This is a genomic window from Sphingomonas azotifigens NBRC 15497 (assembly GCF_002091475.1).
GTDB lineage: Bacteria > Pseudomonadota > Alphaproteobacteria > Sphingomonadales > Sphingomonadaceae > Sphingomonas > Sphingomonas azotifigens.
Genome location: NZ_BCTR01000042.1, coordinates 62,234 through 79,206, shown reverse-complemented (window position 1 = coordinate 79,206; position 16,973 = coordinate 62,234). Strand labels below are relative to the sequence as shown.

The following is a 16,973-nucleotide window of genomic DNA, read 5'->3' as shown; positions in this document are numbered from 1 at the left end:
GCCCGTCAAAGGGGAGAATATGCTTATGGTGTAGGCGCAGACGCCTCCGCCATCAGCCACGTCCGGATCGCGCTCGCCAGGTTCGGCGGGTCCTCCGCACTGATCCGGGCATGGTCGATCGCCGCGACCAGCGCGCTGAGCGGCAGGGACGCATCGATCGCCGCCGCCTCCAGCGCCGCCCAGAAGATCGGCTCCAGGCTGATCGAGGTCGGGTGCCCCGCGATCGTGATCGAGCGCTTCACCGGCCCGTGAAAGCCCCCCGGCGGCGCCACGATCTCCAGCGCCACCGCGTCACTCGGTGTCGAACAAGGCGGCCAGCTGCTCGACCATCGTGCCGGCCAGCTGCTCGGCATCCATGATCGTCACCGCGCGGCTGTAATAGCGGGTCACGTCGTGGCCGATGCCGATCGCGACCAGCTCCACCGGCGAGCGCGCCTCGATCCAGCCGATCACCTGGCGCAGATGCCGCTCCAGGTACGAGCCGGAGTTTACCGACAGCGTCGAATCGTCGACCGGCGCGCCGTCCGAGATCACCATCAGGATCTTGCGATCCTCGGGCCGGGCGATCAGCCGGCTATGCGCCCAGAGCAGCGCCTCGCCGTCGATATTCTCCTTGAGCAGCCCTTCGCGCATCATCAGCCCGAGCGCCTTCTTGGCGCGGCGCCACGGCTCGTCGGCCTGCTTGTAGATGATGTGGCGAAGGTCGTTGAGCCGGCCCGGCTGCGCGATGCGCCCCTCGCCCAGCCACTTCTCGCGCGACTGGCCGCCCTTCCAGGCACGCGTGGTGAAGCCGAGCACCTCGGTCTTCACGCCGACACGCTCCAGCGTACGGGCGAGGATGTCGGCGCTGATCGCCGCGATCGAGATCGGCCGCCCGCGCATCGAGCCGCTGTTATCGATCAGCAGCGTGACCACCGTGTCCTTGAACTCGGTATCGCGCTCGATCTTGTAGCTGAGCGACTGCATCGGGTTGACCACCACCCGCGCCAGCCGCGCCGCGTCGAGCAGGCCTTCGTCCTGGTCGAAGTCCCAGCTGCGGCTCTGCTGCGCCATCAGGCGCCGCTGCAGCCGGTTGGCGAGCTTGGTCACCGCGCCCTGGAGATGCACGAGTTGCTGGTCCAGGTACGAGCGCAGCCGCTCCAGCTCGTCGGTGTCGCACAGGTCGGTGGCGGCGACGACTTCGTCGAACTGGGTGGTGTAGGGGCGGTATTCGAAGCTCGGTGGCAGGTCACTCCACGGGCGGTTGGGGCGAACGGGCATCATGCCCTCGTCACCATCGTCGCCGGGCTCGCCGTCGCCATCGTCCATGCCTTCGGACTGCTGGTCCTGCTCGCCGTCCTCGCCCTGCTCGGACTCGCGCTGCTCGCCGCGCGCCTCGGTCTGGCCCTCGCCCTGCTGCTGCTGGGACTCGCCTTCCTCTTCGCCCTGCTCCTGCTGCTCTTCCTGGCCCTCCTCCTCGCCGCCGCCTTCCTCGGCTTCGTCGGGGACCATCTCGCCCTCGGTCAGTTCGAGATCCTGGAGCAGCTTGGCGGCGAGCGCGGCGAACGCGTTCTGGTCGTCGATCGCGGTTGCCAGCGCATCGAGATCGGACCCGGCCTTGTCCTCGATCCAGTCGCGGACCAGCGCCAGGCCCAGCGCGGCGCTGGACGGCGATTCGCGGCCGGTCAGCCGCTCGCGCACCATCAGGCCGAGCGCGGTCGACAGCGGCACCTCGTCACGGGTGCGGGCGCGGCCGATCGGATCCGAGCGCAGCCGCATCGCCAGCGCCTGCTCGAGATTGTCGGCGATGCCGGCATAGCCACGCGAACCCAGCGCCTCCACCCGCGCGGTCTCGATTGCGTCGTACACGGCGCGGGCGACCGGCTCGCGCGGTGCGGTGCGGCCGTGGAGATTGGAGTCGTGGTGGCGCATGCGCAGCGCGAAGCTGTCGGCAAAGCCCCGCGCCTCGGCGACCTGCTCGGGCGGCAGGGTGCGCGAGGGCGTCGGCACCTTGATCGTCTTGCCGCTCTGGAACGGCGCGTCGGCGGTGAAGCCGAATTCGAGTTCGTCGGCACCCGAAAGCGCGCGCGCGGTGCCCGCGAGCACGTCGCGAAGCCGGTCGAGAGGGTTGTCCTGCGCCATCCCTCCCACATGCGCCGCACGGGGCAGAAGTCAAGGAAGGCGGAGGGTGAATGGCCGAGGGGGAAGGCCCGCGGCGCATTCCCACCCGCACCATCGTCCTTCCCGCGAAGGGTTGGCAGGGCTATCGCAAAATTCGCCCCGTGTCCCCCTCACCCTTCCCATCGCTTTCGCGATGGGCCCCTTCCCTCTCCCACAAGGGGAGAGGGAGTTTCGGCATACTGCTCCCTCTCCCCTTGTGGGAGAGGGAGGGAGCCGCGAAGCGGCGGAAGGGTGAGGGGGAGACGAGGAAGTTGGAACGACGCCAATCCGAAAAGGCGCCGGCATCGCTGCCGACGCCCTTCCGCATCACTTCACGCCCAGGAAGGGCACCGGCCCCGAACCGCCCATATAAGTGGGCAGCTGGCCGTTCCATTTCTCCACGGCGCGCAACGTGACGATCTCCGGGTTGGTGCGGATCGCCTCGGCTTCCACCTGGATCGCCTTGGCGTCGCCCTGCGCCTTGGCGATGCGCGCCTCGGCATCGGCCTTGGCGGTCTCGACATTCGCTTTGGCTGCCAGCGCCTGCTGCTCGTTGGCGATCTTGGCGTTGATCTGGTTGAGCACGGCCTCGGGCACGACGATGTTGCCCGCCCAGTAGATCTGCTCGACCTGCAGCCCCACCGGCGCGAAGAACGCCTGCACCCGCCTGGTCGCCGTCGCGATCAGTTCGGCCTTGTGGGTGCCGTAGATCTCCTCGACCCCCAGCTGCGCCGCGCGCTCGACAATAGCGTTTCGGATCGCGTTGCGCAGCGGCCCCGCGATGATCTCGTCCATGTCCGTCCGATAGCGCTGGAACAGGATCGACGCCCGCGCCGGATCGACATGGTAGGATACGCCCACGTCAGCGCGGAGGGAGAGGCCGTTCTTGTCCTGGAAGCTGAAGGCCTCGTCGATCGGGCTCTGTTCGGTGTGCGAGGCCGTCCAGGTATAGGTGCGGGTGAACACCGGATACTGGTAGATGTGTGTGCCCGGCAACGCCACGTACCAGCCGACCGGCAGCGACTCGGGCCGGACGCCGCCGGCGATGTTGTTGACGCGGATGCCCACCTGCCCCGGCTCCACCCGTGCGAAGCTGCTCAGGCAGAAGATGCCAACGACCACGGCGATGATGATCCACACCCAGCTGCGCCCCAGCAGCCGGAACAGCGCGAAGCCACCACCGAAATTCCCCGGTTGATATGCCATGTTGTACGTCCATGAAGAGGGAGGAGAAGCGTCCTCCCGCGCCACATTCGCGCAGGGGCGACCCCAATGTCGCCCACGCGTGGATACGCGCGACCGAACTGATCGGACCGATGGTTCGATGGTCAGGTGGAGGTCGGGCGGGATGCGCGACCGAAGGGCTTCGGTTGCGCAGGCAGGACGACACAGCAACAGCCAAATCGCGGAACAGATGCCGGGAAGACCGGCAATCCCACAATCCTACAGCTCAAGCCAAAACGTCGTTGATCCCTGCTCCTTGTGCAGCACCGAATGTGGACGTGAATCTACGCCTTTTGTTGCGGCGCGCAAGCGAATCCGGAAGGCGAACTTCCGATTTCGGTACTGGCGGAAATCAGCGCAACATCGCCTGGAGCGCCGGTGACATGCGCTCCACGGCGGCCTCGCCCACGCCTGTCACCATATACGCCGCCAGCCCATGCTCCTCGGCGCGCGCCATGCCCGCCGGCCCCAGCACTGTCAGCGCTGTCGCCCAGGCGTCGGCCAGCATCGCCTCGCGGTGCAGCACCGAGACCGAGACGACCGTGTTGGCAATCGGCCAGCCCGTGCGCGGATCGATGCTGTGCGGGAAGCGACGCCCGTCATGCTCGAAGAAGCGCTGGTAATCGCCCGAGGTGGCGACCGACAGGCCGTGCAGCGCGATCCGCAGCGGCGCGAGGCTGGTTGCCGGCGGCGGCTCCAGCTCGACCCACCAGGGCTGACCGTCGGGCTTGATGCCTTCGCCGCGCAGCTCGCCGCCGATCTCGATCAGGAAGTCCTCGATGCCGAGCGAGACCAGCCGCTCCGCCACCGCGTCCACGGCATAGCCCTTGGCGATGCCGGACAGGTCCACCTGCACCGCCTCGCGCCGGCGCATGCGCCGCTGGTCGCGATCATATTCGAGATGCGCGGCGCCGGCCATCGCCCGTGCCTCGCCGATGGCATAGGCGCTGGGCAGGTCGTCGCGCGGGCCGGTGGGGCCGAAGCCCCACAGATCCGCCAGCACCCCCGCGGCGGGATCGAAGGCACCGTCGCTGGCGGCGTGCACCGCAAAGGCCGCGTCGAGCACGCGGATCGCCTCGGGCGACAGCGGATGCCAATGGCCCAGCATGCCGCGGTTGAACCGCCCGACACGCGATCCGCTTTCCCAATGGCTGAACTCGGCGACCACGCGCATCAACACGGCATTCACCGTCTCGCGCACGTCCTCCGGCGGGTTCACCACCACCAGGCGCCAGGTAGTGCCCATCGTCGCACCGCCAAAGGTGGCAAGCGACGCAGCCGGGTTTCGCCGGTGGAACGCCGCCGGCGAAAGGCTGTGGGGAATGGCGATGCGGGCGTCGGCGATCAGGGTGCAAGTACCTCCAGCGTGGTCGTGTAGCTGACCCGGCGGCCGGAGGGAACGCCCCCCATCGCCTGCGGCCCGCCTTGCGCCGGGCGAGCAGCACCGCCCTGCGCCTGCGGCCGCGGCCCCTCGCCTTCCGGCTGCGGCGCGTTCTGGGTAACGTTGATCCAGTACATGCCGGCTTCGGGCCACTTGATCGTGACCTTGCCCGCAGCATCGGTGCGCTGCTCGATCTGCTTGGGCGCCGCGCGATAGCGGCCGCCGCCGAGGATGGTGGTGACGTACAGACCCGAGGCCGGCTTGCCGTCGAGCAGGAACTGGAAGGTCGCGGGCTCATTGGCGACGAGGTCGTTGGGGTGCGTCACCGGCACCAGTTCGATGCCCTCGCCGGTCGGCTTGAACACGGTGTTGGTCGGCGCGCCTTGCGTGACGAAGATCTCGTTGCGAGCGAGCATCTCGCCGGTCTGCACGTCGGTGGCACCGGCCGGGATCGCGGTGGCGAGCTGCGCCTTGGTGGTGCCGCGCGGGAGCATCTTGGTCTCGCCGTTCAGGGTGTAGCGACCGAACACGCCCTGGTTCACCACCGCGATCCGGTAGGTGCCCTGCTGGGTGAGGTGCACGTCGAAGGTCGCGCGGAACTGGCCGACATTGTGGTGCTCGGCCTTGCCCTCGGTCCCGTCCGGCTGGGTGATCACCGGCACCGCGCCCAGCGGGCGATGGTCGAAATAGAACAGGTCGTTCGACACCGCGGCGTCGACGGTGACCCAGTTGTCGGTGCCCGAAACGACCGTCGACGAGGGCAACAGCCACATGCGGTGGGCGATCGCGGCCGGCGCAGCGAGCGCGGTGACGGCGGCGAGCGCGAAAAGCGGCTTGCGGAACTTCATGGTGCGGATCCCCCGGTCTAGCGCGTGAGCGTGAACGAAACGGTGCCGAGCTCGCTGGCGCCCTTACCCGTTGCGGTGGCGCTGCTGCCGTTCCAGGCGAAGGGCAGCCGCACGACCTCGCGGCCGCCGACTTCGCGCGCGGCCTCCACCACCAGCGTATACTGGCCCGGCGTCAGCGCCGGCATGCCGCCCTTGCCGGCGACGAGGCGCTGCTTCTGCACGCCCGGCGCACGGGTGGCACCGCTGATGCCGTCGGCGGGGAAGCTCATCGTACGGCCCGAGGCGCGCCACCATTGGCGTACCTCGTGCAGCCATTTGGTGCCCTCGCCGCCGCGCTTGTCGACATCGTACCACACCGAGAGGGTGCGGGGCGCCTGCCCCTCCTTCTCCAGCCACACCGCGACATAGGGCTTGTGATATTCGGCCACCTGGATCCGCGGCAACGTGATCGACAGGTCCATCGTCTGCGCCGCCGCCGCATTCGGCAGCAGCGCGCCGGCGCCGAGCGCGGCAGTGGTAAGTCCGGTCAGGCGAAACTGCATGCAACCCCCTTCAGTGGATCAGGAACAGCGCGATCAGCGCAGGAATGGCGAGGCCGGCGGCAACCAGCGGCCAGGTGCTCTTGCGATGCTTCGAATGCATCCACAGCAGCACCAGCCCGGTCAGCGTGAACACCAGGCAGGCAAGGGCGAAAACGTCGATGAACCATTTCCACGCGGGCCCGGCGTTGCGGCCCTTATGGAGATCGTTGAGATAGGCGATCCAGCCACGCGAACTCGTCTCGCTGGTCACCTTGCCGGTTGCGCGCTCGATCGCGATCCAGCCATCGCCGCCCGGGCGCGGCTGGGCGAGGTAGATCTCGTCGGCCGACCATTCGGCGACGCCCTCGGCCGGCATCTTCAGGCTGGTACGCAGCCAACCCGCCACCGGGGCAGGCAGCGGCTGCTTGGCATCGGGCTTGTCGTCGGGCTTGACCAGCGGCAGCAGCGCCGGCGGCAGTTGCGCGGCGCGGTCCACCGTCCTGGCTGAGCCCTCGATGTCGGCGGCATGGTTGAGCGTGAAGCCGGTAATCGCGAACAGCAGCAGCCCGATCAGGCTGATCGCCGAGCTCATCCAGTGCCAGGTGTGCAGCTGCTTGAGCCAGAAGCTCTTGCGACTGCGCTTGCGGGGGGCAACGGGGGGAGACGGGGCGTGCATCAGGCGGCAGGATTCTCGGTTAGGGATGCGCCCGCGATAACGCGAACGATTCGCAATTACAACGACCGAGTTGTAACGGTCTGTCGCAGCCCGGCCGGAAACGCTGTGTTCCCCATCCTATGCCCTGGTTTGGCTGGGCGAGCGGCGTGCCATTCGCTATCCCGGCACCAGCAATACGGAGACCGACGATGCGCGACGACCTGGTGACCCAGACGATCGAGCCGACCACGCATGACCTGGGCGGCTTCAAGGTGCATCGCACCCTCCCCTCGCGGCCGCGCACCATGGTGGGACCGTTCATCTTCTTCGATCAGATGGGCCCGGCGATCCTCGACGCCGGCACCGGCATCGACGTGCGCCCCCACCCGCACATCAACCTCGCCACCGTGACCTATCTGTTCGCCGGCGCGCTCGACCATCGCGACTCGCTCGGCACCTATGCGACGATCGAGCCGGGCGCGGTGAACCTGATGACCGCCGGGCACGGCATCGTCCATTCGGAGCGTTCGCCGACCGCCGAGCGGGAAAAGGGGCCCGAGCTTTCTGGCATCCAGACCTGGCTCGCGCTGCCCGAAGCGGTGGAAGAGATGGATCCCGCTTTCGAGCATGTCGCCGCCGCCGCGCTACCGATCGTCGAGGCGCACGGCGCCCGCGCCCGGGTGATCATGGGCGAGCTGTGGGGCGCCGCCGCGCCGACCACCACCTATGCCCAGACCATCTATGCCGACATCGCGCTCGAGGGCGGCGCCAGCATCCCGATCGATGCCGCAGCCGACGAGCGCGCGCTCTATGTCGCCACCGGCGATGCCAGCCTGGACGGCATGCCGCTGGTGCCGACGACGCTGTACCTGCTGCGTCCCGGCGTCCGCGCGACGCTGCGCTCCGAACGCGGCGGCCGCGTAATGTTCTGCGGCGGCGAGGCGTTCAAGACGCCGCGCCATGTCTGGTGGAACTTCGTCAGCTCGGATCGCGAGCGGATCAACCAGGCGAAGGAAGACTGGAAGGCCGGCGCCTTCCCCAAGGTGCCGAACGACGACAAGGAATTCATCCCCATCCCCGAAGTGCCGAAGACCGTCAGTTACCCCTAGTTTTCCTTGGGTTGCGGCGTGCGCCCAACCGGCGCATCGTCGCGACGGGCACAGGCCGGGATGCGCGCGGTGCGCGTGCTCCGGCAACAGGGAGAGCCGGGTGACTGCGATTCGACAGACGACGCTGCCGCTGGCAACGGGCGTGACGCTCAACGTCGCGCTGGCGGGAGACCCCGCCCATCCGCCGATCATCCTGCTGCACGGCTTTCCCGAATCGCACCGCACCTGGCGCCACCAGATCCCGGCGCTGGCCGAACGCCATTTCGTCATCGCGCCGGATCAGCGCGGCTATGCGAGTTCCTCCAAGCCGGACGGCGTCGAGGCCTATGCCGCAGACCGGATCGCGGCGGACCTGTTCGCGCTCGCCGATGCGCTGGCGATCGATCGCTTCACGCTGGTCGGGCATGACTGGGGCGGCGCGATCGCCTGGATGGCGGCGTTGCGCGCACCGAAGCGCGTCGCGCGGCTGGCCATTCTCAACGCGCCGCACCCGCAGGTCTTCCAGCGCAAGCTGTTCGACGATCCCGGCCAGCGCCGCGCCAGCCAGTATATCCGCTTCTTCCGCGAGACCGATCTGGACCGCGCACCGGACAAGACCGCGCTGGAGCAGTTCCTGCTATCGCTGTTCGGCGAGCATCTGCAGGTGACCGTCCCGCCCGAGGAAAAGGCGATCTATCTGGCCCAGTGGAGCCAGCCCGGCGCGCTGACCGCGATGCTCAACTGGTATCGGGCCACCCAGATCGTGGTGCCCGCAGTGGGCGAGGATCCGCCGCGGCCCGGCTGGATCGACGGCCCCTTCCCGCTCCAGCCCCAGCCGACCCTGGTGATCTGGGGTATGCGCGATCGCGGGCTGCTGCCCTGCCTGCTCGACGGGCTGGAGACGCTGATCCCCGATTATTGCCTCGTCCAGGTCCGCGACAGCGGCCACTTCCTCCCCTGGGAGGCGCCCGAGCAGGTGAACACCGCGCTGCTCGAATGGCTCGACGCGCGACCGATTTGAGGCGCGCAAAAAAACGCCCGGCCGAAGCCGGGCGCGAGGGGGAAGAACCGAAAGGAAAGGTCTTCAGAAGCGGAAGCGGACGCCGGCGCTGAAATAGCGCCCTTCGTAGCGCGTATCGATCGGGTAATATTGCGTCTCGTTGAAGTAGCGATAATTGCTGAACGGCTGTGCGAGGATGTTGTTGACCTCTGCCGTGAGCGTGATGTTCTCGAACGGCGTGTACGATCCCGAGAAATCGAGCCGCGAGATCGGGCGCACCTGTTGACCGGTATAGGCCGCATCGTTCGAGTTGCGGCTGTAGAAGTCGACATAGGAGCTGCGATAGTTGTACGATACGCGCAGCGAGATCTTGTCGCGCTCGTAGAAGCCGCTGAGGTTGTACGTCCACTTCGACAGCCCCGTCAACGGCACCATCGCCCGCGCTTCGCCGAGCGCCTTGGGCAGCTGGTTCTTGGCGTCGACATAGGTCAGGTTGGCCTGCGCGCCGAAGCCGCTCAGCCAGCCGGGCAGGAAGTCGAAGAAGCTCTGCGCCGAAACCTCGAAGCCCTTGATCTTGCCGGTGCCGGCATTCTCCGGCCGGCTGATCTGGATCAGGCCAAAGGTCGGATCGTTGACGTCGCGGGTGTAGCTGCTGATGAACCCTTCCAGGTCGCGATAGAAGACCGCGCCGCTGACCGCGCCGTTCTTGCCGAAATAATATTCGAGCGTGGCGTCGTAGTTCTTCGAGGTCAGCGGCTTCAGGTCCGGGTTGCCGCCGGAGCCGAAGGCCGCATATTTCGAGTTGCTGCCCGTGGCGCTGCCGAAATCGGTGTTGCGGCTGATCGTGAACGCCGGGTTGAGATCGCCGAAGCTCGGCCGGGTACGCGTCATGGTGAAGCCCAGGCGCGCCTGCAGCCCCTGCATCAGCTTGGCGCGGAGGCCAAAGCTGGGCAGCACGTCGACATAGTTCTGCCGGTTGGTGTTCGTGACCGAGGTGATGGTTTCGATATTGGTCGCAGGATCTTTGACGGTCACTTTGGAGGTGCCGACATAGCGCCCATCGGTGTTGACGATACGCACGCCGAACGAGCCGTCGATCGGAATGCCGACATCGAAGGCATAGCTGCCCTGCGCATAGGCCGCATAGCTCGATTCCTTCGAGTAGAAGCCGCCATAGGGATCCATCGGGATCGCCTTGGTGGCGAACTTCGCCATCGCGTCCTTGTACCCCTGATCCGTGGGGTTGGCGGCGACAAGCTTCTGCAGCGACTCATAGGAGAGCTGGCGCAGCGCCTCGGCATTGCTCTGGATCGAATCGTAGGACGGCATCAGCCAGTTGCGGAACGGAGGCCCGTCGCTACGGAAGCCGTCCTGCACCTGTTCGAGACCGCCCGTCGGCAGGCTGTTGAGGGCAACGCCGAGCGCAGCCGTGCCCGCATAGCGATTGCCCTGGCGCTTCTTCGCATCGCGATCGGTCGCGCGCAGGCCGAACTTGATCTTCGGCAGCCAGCCGATCTCGGTGTCGAGCGCGACATCGCCGCGCCACTGGATACCGGCGCCGCTGACATAATATTCGCGCTCATAATAGCCACGCCACACATAGTTGGCGGGGTTGGTCATGTCGTAATTGCCGAGGTCGAACCAGGACGACTTGTCCTTCTCGAAGACCACGTTGACCGGCGGCGCCGCGGCAGTCTGCGCGTCGAGGCTGCGCTCGTTCGCGCCATATTCGGAGAAGGTGTAGGCGAAGTCGCTCGAGATCACCGCACGGCCGGTGGTCCAGATGAAGCCGCCTGCCGCCTGGTAGGTGTTGGTGTAGTCGCGGCTGGTCGAGCGGTACATTTCCGCCGGATAGCCGCCGGTCTTGCTCACGCTCACCAGCTTGTTCGGCTGGCCGTCGACGCGAACGATGTTCGACAGGGTCGGCAGCGTGCCGTCCTTGCTCGATCGGAGCAGCGACACGTCGAAGCTCTCGGTCGAACCCTGGTTGCGGAACGCCTGCCACAGCCCGTCGGCGTAGATTTCGAGGTTGTGCGCGGGCTTCCACTGGAACGAGCCGTTGACCGACGGACGCTCCCGCAGCCCGCGCGGGTAGTAGAGGCCGACGCTGTACGGCAACCGGAAGTTGGGCGTTTCACCCGCCGGCAGCGTCGCCTTGAGGTTCCCCTTGTCGTCGATGACAGGGTCGACGCCGCCATTGGTGTAGCGGATCGAATTGTTGAAGTAGAAGCGGTTATAGGCGACGTTCACCAGCGCGCCCATTTCGCCGATCGGCGTGTTCCAGCGATCGCTGATCAGCAGGTTGCCGTTCGGGTTCGTCTTCTTCGACTGGTCGTTGTACGAGGCGCGGATCGCGCCGGCGATCTCCAGCCCCTTGAAATCGAATGGGCGGCGCGAGCGCACATTGACCAGCCCGGCCAGACCCGGCTCGATCAGTTCCGCCGTCGCCGACTTGTACACCTCCAGCGCCGCCAGCGCGCCCGCGGGGAAGTCATGCACCTGCACGGTACGGTTCTCGGCGGTGAAGATCTCGCGCCCGTTGAACGAGGTGCCGACGTCCGGAAGACCGCGGATCAGGATGCCCGAGGCTTCGTCGGCATAGCGGTTGACCTGCACGCCCGGCAGCCGCGCGAGGCTCTCCGAAGCGTTATTGTCTGGCAACTTGCCGATATCCTCGGCGACGATCGCATCAAGGATGGAGTCCGAATTCCGCTTGAAGTCGCGCGCGGAGGCGAGGCTGGCGCGGATGCCGGTAACGAGGATTTCTTCTTCTGCCGCCACGTTCGGCGCGGCCGCCGAGTCGCTATTCTGTGCGGAATTTTGCGGATTTACGTCGGATTGCGCCCATGCGGGTGCCGCTCCCGCCAGCGTTGCCGCCGCTACGCCCAACAACAGAATCTGCTTGTAAGACACGTCGTCCTCCCCTTTTGCCCTCCGCTGGCTCGAGCATTCTCGATCGCCACCACGGAACGAACCGGTCCAACCTGCGCCGGCCGTGATCAGTTAAGTCTGACAAAAAGAAATGCGTGTCAATGACGCGGTAATGAAATTTGCTTGGCAATGATGAAAGCTTTTGGCCGCAGACAGTTGGCGGCCACGCGCTCCCGTCGAGACGCGCGGCCGGCACCTCGGCCGATGGTCAGGCGGGGCGGATCAGGCCGTGCGCATCACGAATAGGGCGCGCGCATCAGATAGGGACGGGTATCGAAGGGCGGCGACAGCCCTTCCACCCACGCGCCATGCGCATGGGTGCGCGCGACCATTTCCATCGGCGTATCGCCCGGCCAGCCGCGCACGCGGATCTCGTGCGCCGCCTGGTCGCGATTCGGCTCCATCATCACCCAGCCGAGCGGGCGATCGACCGTCGCGGCGGCACCAGCGGCCTCCATCGCGGCGGTGATCTGCACCCACGCCTCGGGACGCAGATATTGCCATACCACCGAATGCATCAGCACGCGGGTCACCCCCGCCGGCTGGGTCTCGACGAGACGGGCAGCCAGCCATTCGGCCGCATCCCCTCGCTCTAGCTGCACGGGATCCGCGCGCAGCATCGCGATCGCGGTTTCCAGCCGTGCCAGCCGCTCCACGGCGTCGACCCAGCAATAGGCCTGCAGCCGATCGGCGTCGCGATCGTCGTTCAGATCGAGCGGCGCGATATCCACGCCGCGGGCCGAGACGACCTCGACGGGCGCCGCGGGCGGCGCCACGCCGCGCCATTCGGGCCGAAGCATCAGCGGCGACTCGGCAGGCCCCACCCGCACCCCGCCCAGATCGAACTGATATCGGCCGATCATCAGGTTGAGCCCGCCGCTGGACCCAATTTCCAGCACTTCGAAACGGGGTCCATAACGTTGCGCCAAATGGAGGAGGCCGGTCATCAGGCCCGAGGAGCGCGCCGGCTCGTTGGTCTGGGGCGGGCCATAGAGCCAGGGCATCAGCGGCAGGTCATAGGCCGAGAGCACCCCGTCGAGCGCCGCGCCGATCCGGCCGAGATCGGTCTCCTCGCCGGTGAAGATGCGCCGCAGCTCGGGCACGCCGCGGCGGTGGAGCGCGTGCAAGCCGCCGACCAGCCGCAGCACCAGCGCATCGGCCACAGGCTCGGCCGGCCAGTCGAGCACCCGCCGCCCGGTCTCGCTCGCCCGGGTGATCCCCTGCCCCAGCGCGGTACAGATGCGCGCGGTGATCGGCGCGTCCATCGCCGAACAATAGCCGGCCTGCACGGCAAAACTCTTGCGGTTCTCGGCTTCGCTTGCCATGCGCATCTCCCTTTGGCGCCTGTTGCGCCACCGGCGCCCCCCAAGTAAAGCCCCCGCACCCATGACCGAGCCGTTGATCCTTGCCGTGCCGAAAGGCCGGATTCTCGAAGAGGCGCTGCCGTTGCTGGCAGCCGTCGGCATCGTGCCCGAAGCCGCCTTTTCCGATAAGAACTCGCGCGCGCTGCGCTTCGCGACCAACAACCCTGCGATCGACCTGATCCGGGTGCGCGCGTTCGACGTGGCGACCTTCGTCGCGCATGGCGCCGCGCATCTGGGCATCGTCGGCTCCGACGTGCTGGCCGAGTTCGACTATTCGGAACTCTACGCGCCGGTGGACCTGGGCATCGGCCATTGCCGCATCTCGGTCGCCGAGCCGGTGGCGCTCGCCGAGCAGGACGATCCGCGCGGCTGGAGCCATGTCCGCGTCGCGACCAAATATCCGCACATCACCCGCGCGCATTTCGAGGCGCGCGGGGTGCAGGCCGAGTGCGTCAAGCTCAACGGCGCGATGGAGCTGGCGCCGGTGCTGGGCCTCGCCCCGCGCATCGTCGACCTCGTCTCGTCGGGCCGTACGCTCAAGGAAAACGGGCTGGTCGAGGTGGAGGTCATCGCCGAGGTGACCAGCCGCCTGATCGTCAACCGCGCCGCGTTCAAGACGCGCGCGAGCGAAGTCGTGCCGTTGGTGGATGGGTTCAGAAAGGCTGTGGCATGAAAGCGTATCCGAACCTCGCCATCTGCGCTCCCCTCCCGCTTGCGGGAGGGGTCGGGGGAGGGACTGTCCGGTTCGCTGGCCGCGCCGTTCCAGAAGGAGCCTCCACATCAGCCCCTCCCCTAACCCCTCCCGCAAGCGGGAGGGGCTTGTGATTCGGCTGAACTCGAGCGCGCCGGATTTCGCCGACGCCTTCACCGCGCTGGTCAACGCTCGCCGCGAGGCCGACGACGATGTCGCGCGCAACGTTACCCACATCATCAAGCGCGTCCGCGACGAAGGCGATGTCGCGCTGCGCGACCTCACCCGGCTGTTCGACAAGCACGATCTCGACCGCTCCGGCTGGACGATCGACCGCGCCGACTGCCTCGCCGCCTATGAGGGACTGCGCCCCGAACTGCGCGACGCGCTGGAGCTCGCCGCCGAGCGGATCGCGGTGTACCATTCGAAGCAGCGCCCCGAGGATCGCGACGAGACCGATGCGCAGGGCATCCGGCTCGGCGCGCGCTGGACGCCGGTCGACGCGGCGGGCGTCTATGTCCCCGGCGGCCGCGCAGCCTATCCCAGCTCGGTGCTGATGAACGCCATCCCCGCCAAGGCGGCAGGCGTGCGGCGCCTCGTGATGGTCACCCCGACTCCGAACGGCGAAGTGAACCCGCTGGTCCTCGCCGCCGCGCATGTCGCCGGTGTGGACGAACTGTACCGCGTCGGCGGCGCACAGGCGGTAGCCGCACTCGCCTATGGCACCGAGACGATCGCCCCGGTCGACGTCGTCACCGGCCCGGGCAACGCCTGGGTGGCCGAGGCCAAGCGCCAGCTCTACGGCGTGGTCGGCATCGATATGGTCGCGGGTCCGTCCGAGATCGTCGTGGTGGCGGACGGCAAGAACGATCCCGAATGGATCGCCGCCGACCTGCTCAGCCAAGCCGAGCACGATCCCACCAGCCAGTCGATCCTGTTCACCGACGACGCGGCCTTTGCCGACAAGGTCGCGGCGGCCGTCGACACCCAGATCGCAACGCTCGCCACCGGCGCCACCGCGCGCACCAGCTGGGACGCGAACGGCGCGATCCTCCTCGTGCCGGACCTGCCAACCGCGATGCCGCTGGTCGATCGCCTCGCCCCCGAGCATCTCGAACTCGCCTGCGACGATGCCGAGGCCCTGTTCGACATGGTCCGCCACGCCGGCTCGGTGTTCCTCGGCCGCTATACGCCGGAGGCTGTCGGCGATTATGTCGCCGGCCCCAACCATGTGCTGCCCACCGGGCGGCGCGCGCGCTTCGCATCGGGCCTCTCGGTGCTCGATTTCATGAAGCGCACCTCGTTCCTGAGCCTGGATTCGTCCGGGCTCGCCGCGATCGGCCCCGCCGCCGTGGCGCTCGCAGAAGCCGAAGGCCTGCCCGCGCACGCGAAGTCGGTCGCGATCCGTCTAAAGTGATAGAGTAAGAATATGGCCAGTCCGCAAGCAAAGTCCCGTTCCAAGGCCCGCGCCGCCGCGCGCCTCGGTGCCGTCCAGGCGCTCTACCAGCGCGAGATGGAGGGCACCTCCATCCCCGCGCTGCTGCACGAGTTCCACCAGCACCGGCTCGGCGCGATCATCGAAGACGTCGAATATGCCGACGCCGACATCGCCTTTTTCGACGACATCGTCAGCGGCACCGACGCGCGCCGCGAGGAGATCGACGGCATCATCGCGGGCAAGCTGAGCACCGGCTGGACGCTGGAGCGGCTCGACAAGCCGATGCGCCAGATCCTGCGTGCCGGCACCTATGAGCTGCTCGCCCGCGCCGACGTGCCGACTGCGGCGGTAATCAGCGAATATCTGGATGTTACGGACGCCTTTTACGATCGCCGTGAAAAGGGGTTCGTGAACGGTATCCTGGACGCGATCGCCAAGGAAGCGCGCGGTTGACGCGCGCGCCTGCCCCGTGCCGGGCGGGTAGAGACTATCGCGTCGCCACGCGCACCCCAAATCCTCCCCTGCGCCGCAGGGGAGGGGGACCGCACGCCGAAGGCGTGTGGTGGAGGGGCCGCGGCGGCACGCCGCGGTTGCCCGCGCTCCAAGCAACCTCCGCGCCATGCGGCGCGGCCCCTCCACCCCGCTGCTGCGCAGCGCGGTCCCCCTCCCCCAGCCACGCTGGGGGAGGATCTGCATGCCGATGAACGAAGCCGCGTTCCTCGCCTATCTGCGACACCTGCCGCTCCACGCCGGGGCGCGCGGGCTGCAGGATGACGCCGCCGTGCTCGGCGACCTCGTCGTCACCCATGACGTGCTGGTGGAGGGCGTCCACTATCTGCCGAGCGATCCGGCGGAGGATGTCGCCTGGAAGCTGGTGGCGGTGAACCTTTCCGACCTCGCCGCCAAGGGCGCGGTGCCCGAGGGCGTGCTGCTCGGCTATCCGCTTGCAGGTGACGACGCCTGGGATTCGTCGTTCCTGGCTGGACTGGACGCAGCGTTGGCGGCCTTCGCCTGCCCACTGATCGGCGGGGACACGGTGAAGGCCGCGGCCGGCGCCCCGCGAACGCTGTCGCTGACGGCGCTGGGACGCTCCGTGCACGCCCCGGCCCGCAGCGGCGCGCAGGCGGGCGACCTGCTCTACGTCACCGGGACGATCGGCGATGGCGGCGCGGGGCTTGCGGTAGCACTGGCCGGCGAAGGACCGGCGACGCTGCTCGCGCGCTATCGTCGCCCGATGCCGCGGCTGGAAGAGGGACAGGCGCTCGCCTCGGGCGTGCACGCGATGATGGACGTGTCCGACGGGTTGCTGATCGATGCCGCGCGCATGGCCGCGGCCAGCGGGCTGGCGGTGACGATCGACCTCGCCGCCGTGCCGCTTTCGGCGGATTATCAGGCAGTGCGCGGCGGGGATCGCGATGCGCGTCTCGCCGCTGCGACCGCGGGGGACGATTACGAATTGCTGTTCGCCGCGCCCGCGGGACCACTGCCGCTGGCGGCGACGTGCCTCGGCGTGTTCAGCGAGGGCGCAGGGCTGATGCTCCACGATGGCGGTGTACCCTTGCCGCTGCCGGGGCGACTCGGCTTCGAACACGGGACGTAATGCAAATCCCGGACGCCAAGGCAGGCTATGCCATGGAAGCTGAGGCCTGCCCGCCTCTCAAACCCTCGTCATTCCCGCGAAACCAGCGCCAAT

15 protein-coding genes are annotated in these 16,973 nt (G+C 67.8%); 6 read left to right on the top strand and 9 right to left on the bottom strand.

From position 1 onward, the window contains the following. Positions 1-23: 23 nt before the first annotated feature. From SAZ01S_RS15180 to SAZ01S_RS15150, 7 genes are all read right to left on the bottom strand, one after another. Positions 24-287, bottom strand: coding sequence for a ribbon-helix-helix domain-containing protein (locus tag SAZ01S_RS15180; protein ID WP_174596126.1), 264 nt, complete (start codon positions 285-287; stop codon positions 24-26). A 4-nt stretch (positions 288-291) separates the two neighbouring features. Beyond that, positions 292-2,121 (bottom strand): cobaltochelatase subunit CobT, encoded by a 1,830-nt coding sequence (cobT, locus tag SAZ01S_RS15175; protein WP_084583105.1) that lies wholly within the window; start codon positions 2,119-2,121, stop codon positions 292-294. Between the two features lie 345 nt (positions 2,122-2,466). After that, a complete protein-coding gene (locus SAZ01S_RS15170) occupies positions 2,467-3,345 on the bottom strand; it encodes a prohibitin family protein (protein ID WP_174596125.1) in 879 nt (292 codons plus the stop codon). A 370-nt stretch (positions 3,346-3,715) separates the two neighbouring features. After that, on the bottom strand, positions 3,716-4,609 hold the full coding sequence (locus tag SAZ01S_RS15165; protein WP_084583104.1) for an FAD:protein FMN transferase: 894 nt from the start codon (positions 4,607-4,609) through the stop codon (positions 3,716-3,718). A 98-nt stretch (positions 4,610-4,707) separates the two neighbouring features. After that, on the bottom strand, positions 4,708-5,592 hold the full coding sequence (locus SAZ01S_RS15160; protein WP_084583103.1) for a DUF4198 domain-containing protein: 885 nt from the start codon (positions 5,590-5,592) through the stop codon (positions 4,708-4,710). Between the two features lie 17 nt (positions 5,593-5,609). Next, positions 5,610-6,134 (bottom strand): DUF2271 domain-containing protein, encoded by a 525-nt coding sequence (locus SAZ01S_RS15155; RefSeq protein WP_084583102.1) that lies wholly within the window; start codon positions 6,132-6,134, stop codon positions 5,610-5,612. 10 nt (positions 6,135-6,144) lie between these two features. Continuing rightward, complete coding sequence (locus SAZ01S_RS15150; RefSeq protein WP_084583101.1) at positions 6,145-6,789, bottom strand: PepSY-associated TM helix domain-containing protein; 645 nt, start codon at positions 6,787-6,789, stop codon at positions 6,145-6,147. Positions 6,790-6,977: 188 nt separating this feature from the next. Between SAZ01S_RS15150 and SAZ01S_RS15145 the strand changes: the two genes are divergently transcribed. Both SAZ01S_RS15145 and SAZ01S_RS15140 read left to right on the top strand, forming a co-directional pair. Next, entirely contained in the window at positions 6,978-7,877 is a 900-nt protein-coding gene (locus SAZ01S_RS15145) for a pirin family protein (protein ID WP_084583100.1), read from the top strand. A 100-nt stretch (positions 7,878-7,977) separates the two neighbouring features. Beyond that, entirely contained in the window at positions 7,978-8,877 is a 900-nt protein-coding gene (locus tag SAZ01S_RS15140) for an alpha/beta fold hydrolase (protein WP_084583099.1), read from the top strand. Between the two features lie 63 nt (positions 8,878-8,940). Here the strand turns inward: SAZ01S_RS15140 and SAZ01S_RS15135 are convergent, their stop codons facing one another. Next, positions 8,941-11,769 (bottom strand): TonB-dependent receptor, encoded by a 2,829-nt coding sequence (locus SAZ01S_RS15135; RefSeq protein ID WP_084583098.1) that lies wholly within the window; start codon positions 11,767-11,769, stop codon positions 8,941-8,943. A 254-nt stretch (positions 11,770-12,023) separates the two neighbouring features. Further along, the gene (locus tag SAZ01S_RS15130) at positions 12,024-13,112 is read right to left on the bottom strand and encodes a DUF2332 domain-containing protein (protein ID WP_084583118.1); all 1,089 of its coding nucleotides are present in this window, start codon (positions 13,110-13,112) and stop codon (positions 12,024-12,026) included. A gap of 61 nt (positions 13,113-13,173) precedes the next feature. Here SAZ01S_RS15130 and hisG point away from each other — a divergent pair, with 61 nt between their 5' ends. The 4 genes from hisG to thiL all read left to right on the top strand — a co-directional run bounded on the left by hisG (position 13,174) and on the right by thiL (position 16,880). Continuing rightward, on the top strand, positions 13,174-13,824 hold the full coding sequence (hisG, locus tag SAZ01S_RS15125) for an ATP phosphoribosyltransferase (RefSeq protein ID WP_064310984.1): 651 nt from the start codon (positions 13,174-13,176) through the stop codon (positions 13,822-13,824). A gap of 148 nt (positions 13,825-13,972) precedes the next feature. After that, positions 13,973-15,259: a histidinol dehydrogenase gene (gene hisD / locus SAZ01S_RS15120; protein WP_084583097.1), complete on the top strand. Its 1,287-nt coding sequence runs from the start codon at positions 13,973-13,975 to the stop codon at positions 15,257-15,259. A 12-nt stretch (positions 15,260-15,271) separates the two neighbouring features. Continuing rightward, on the top strand, positions 15,272-15,733 hold the full coding sequence (nusB, locus tag SAZ01S_RS15115; protein ID WP_084583096.1) for a transcription antitermination factor NusB: 462 nt from the start codon (positions 15,272-15,274) through the stop codon (positions 15,731-15,733). Positions 15,734-15,980: 247 nt separating this feature from the next. Beyond that, positions 15,981-16,880, top strand: a complete 900-nt coding sequence (thiL, locus tag SAZ01S_RS15110) for a thiamine-phosphate kinase (RefSeq protein WP_084583117.1) — start codon at positions 15,981-15,983, stop codon at positions 16,878-16,880. Positions 16,881-16,973 lie beyond the last annotated feature (93 nt).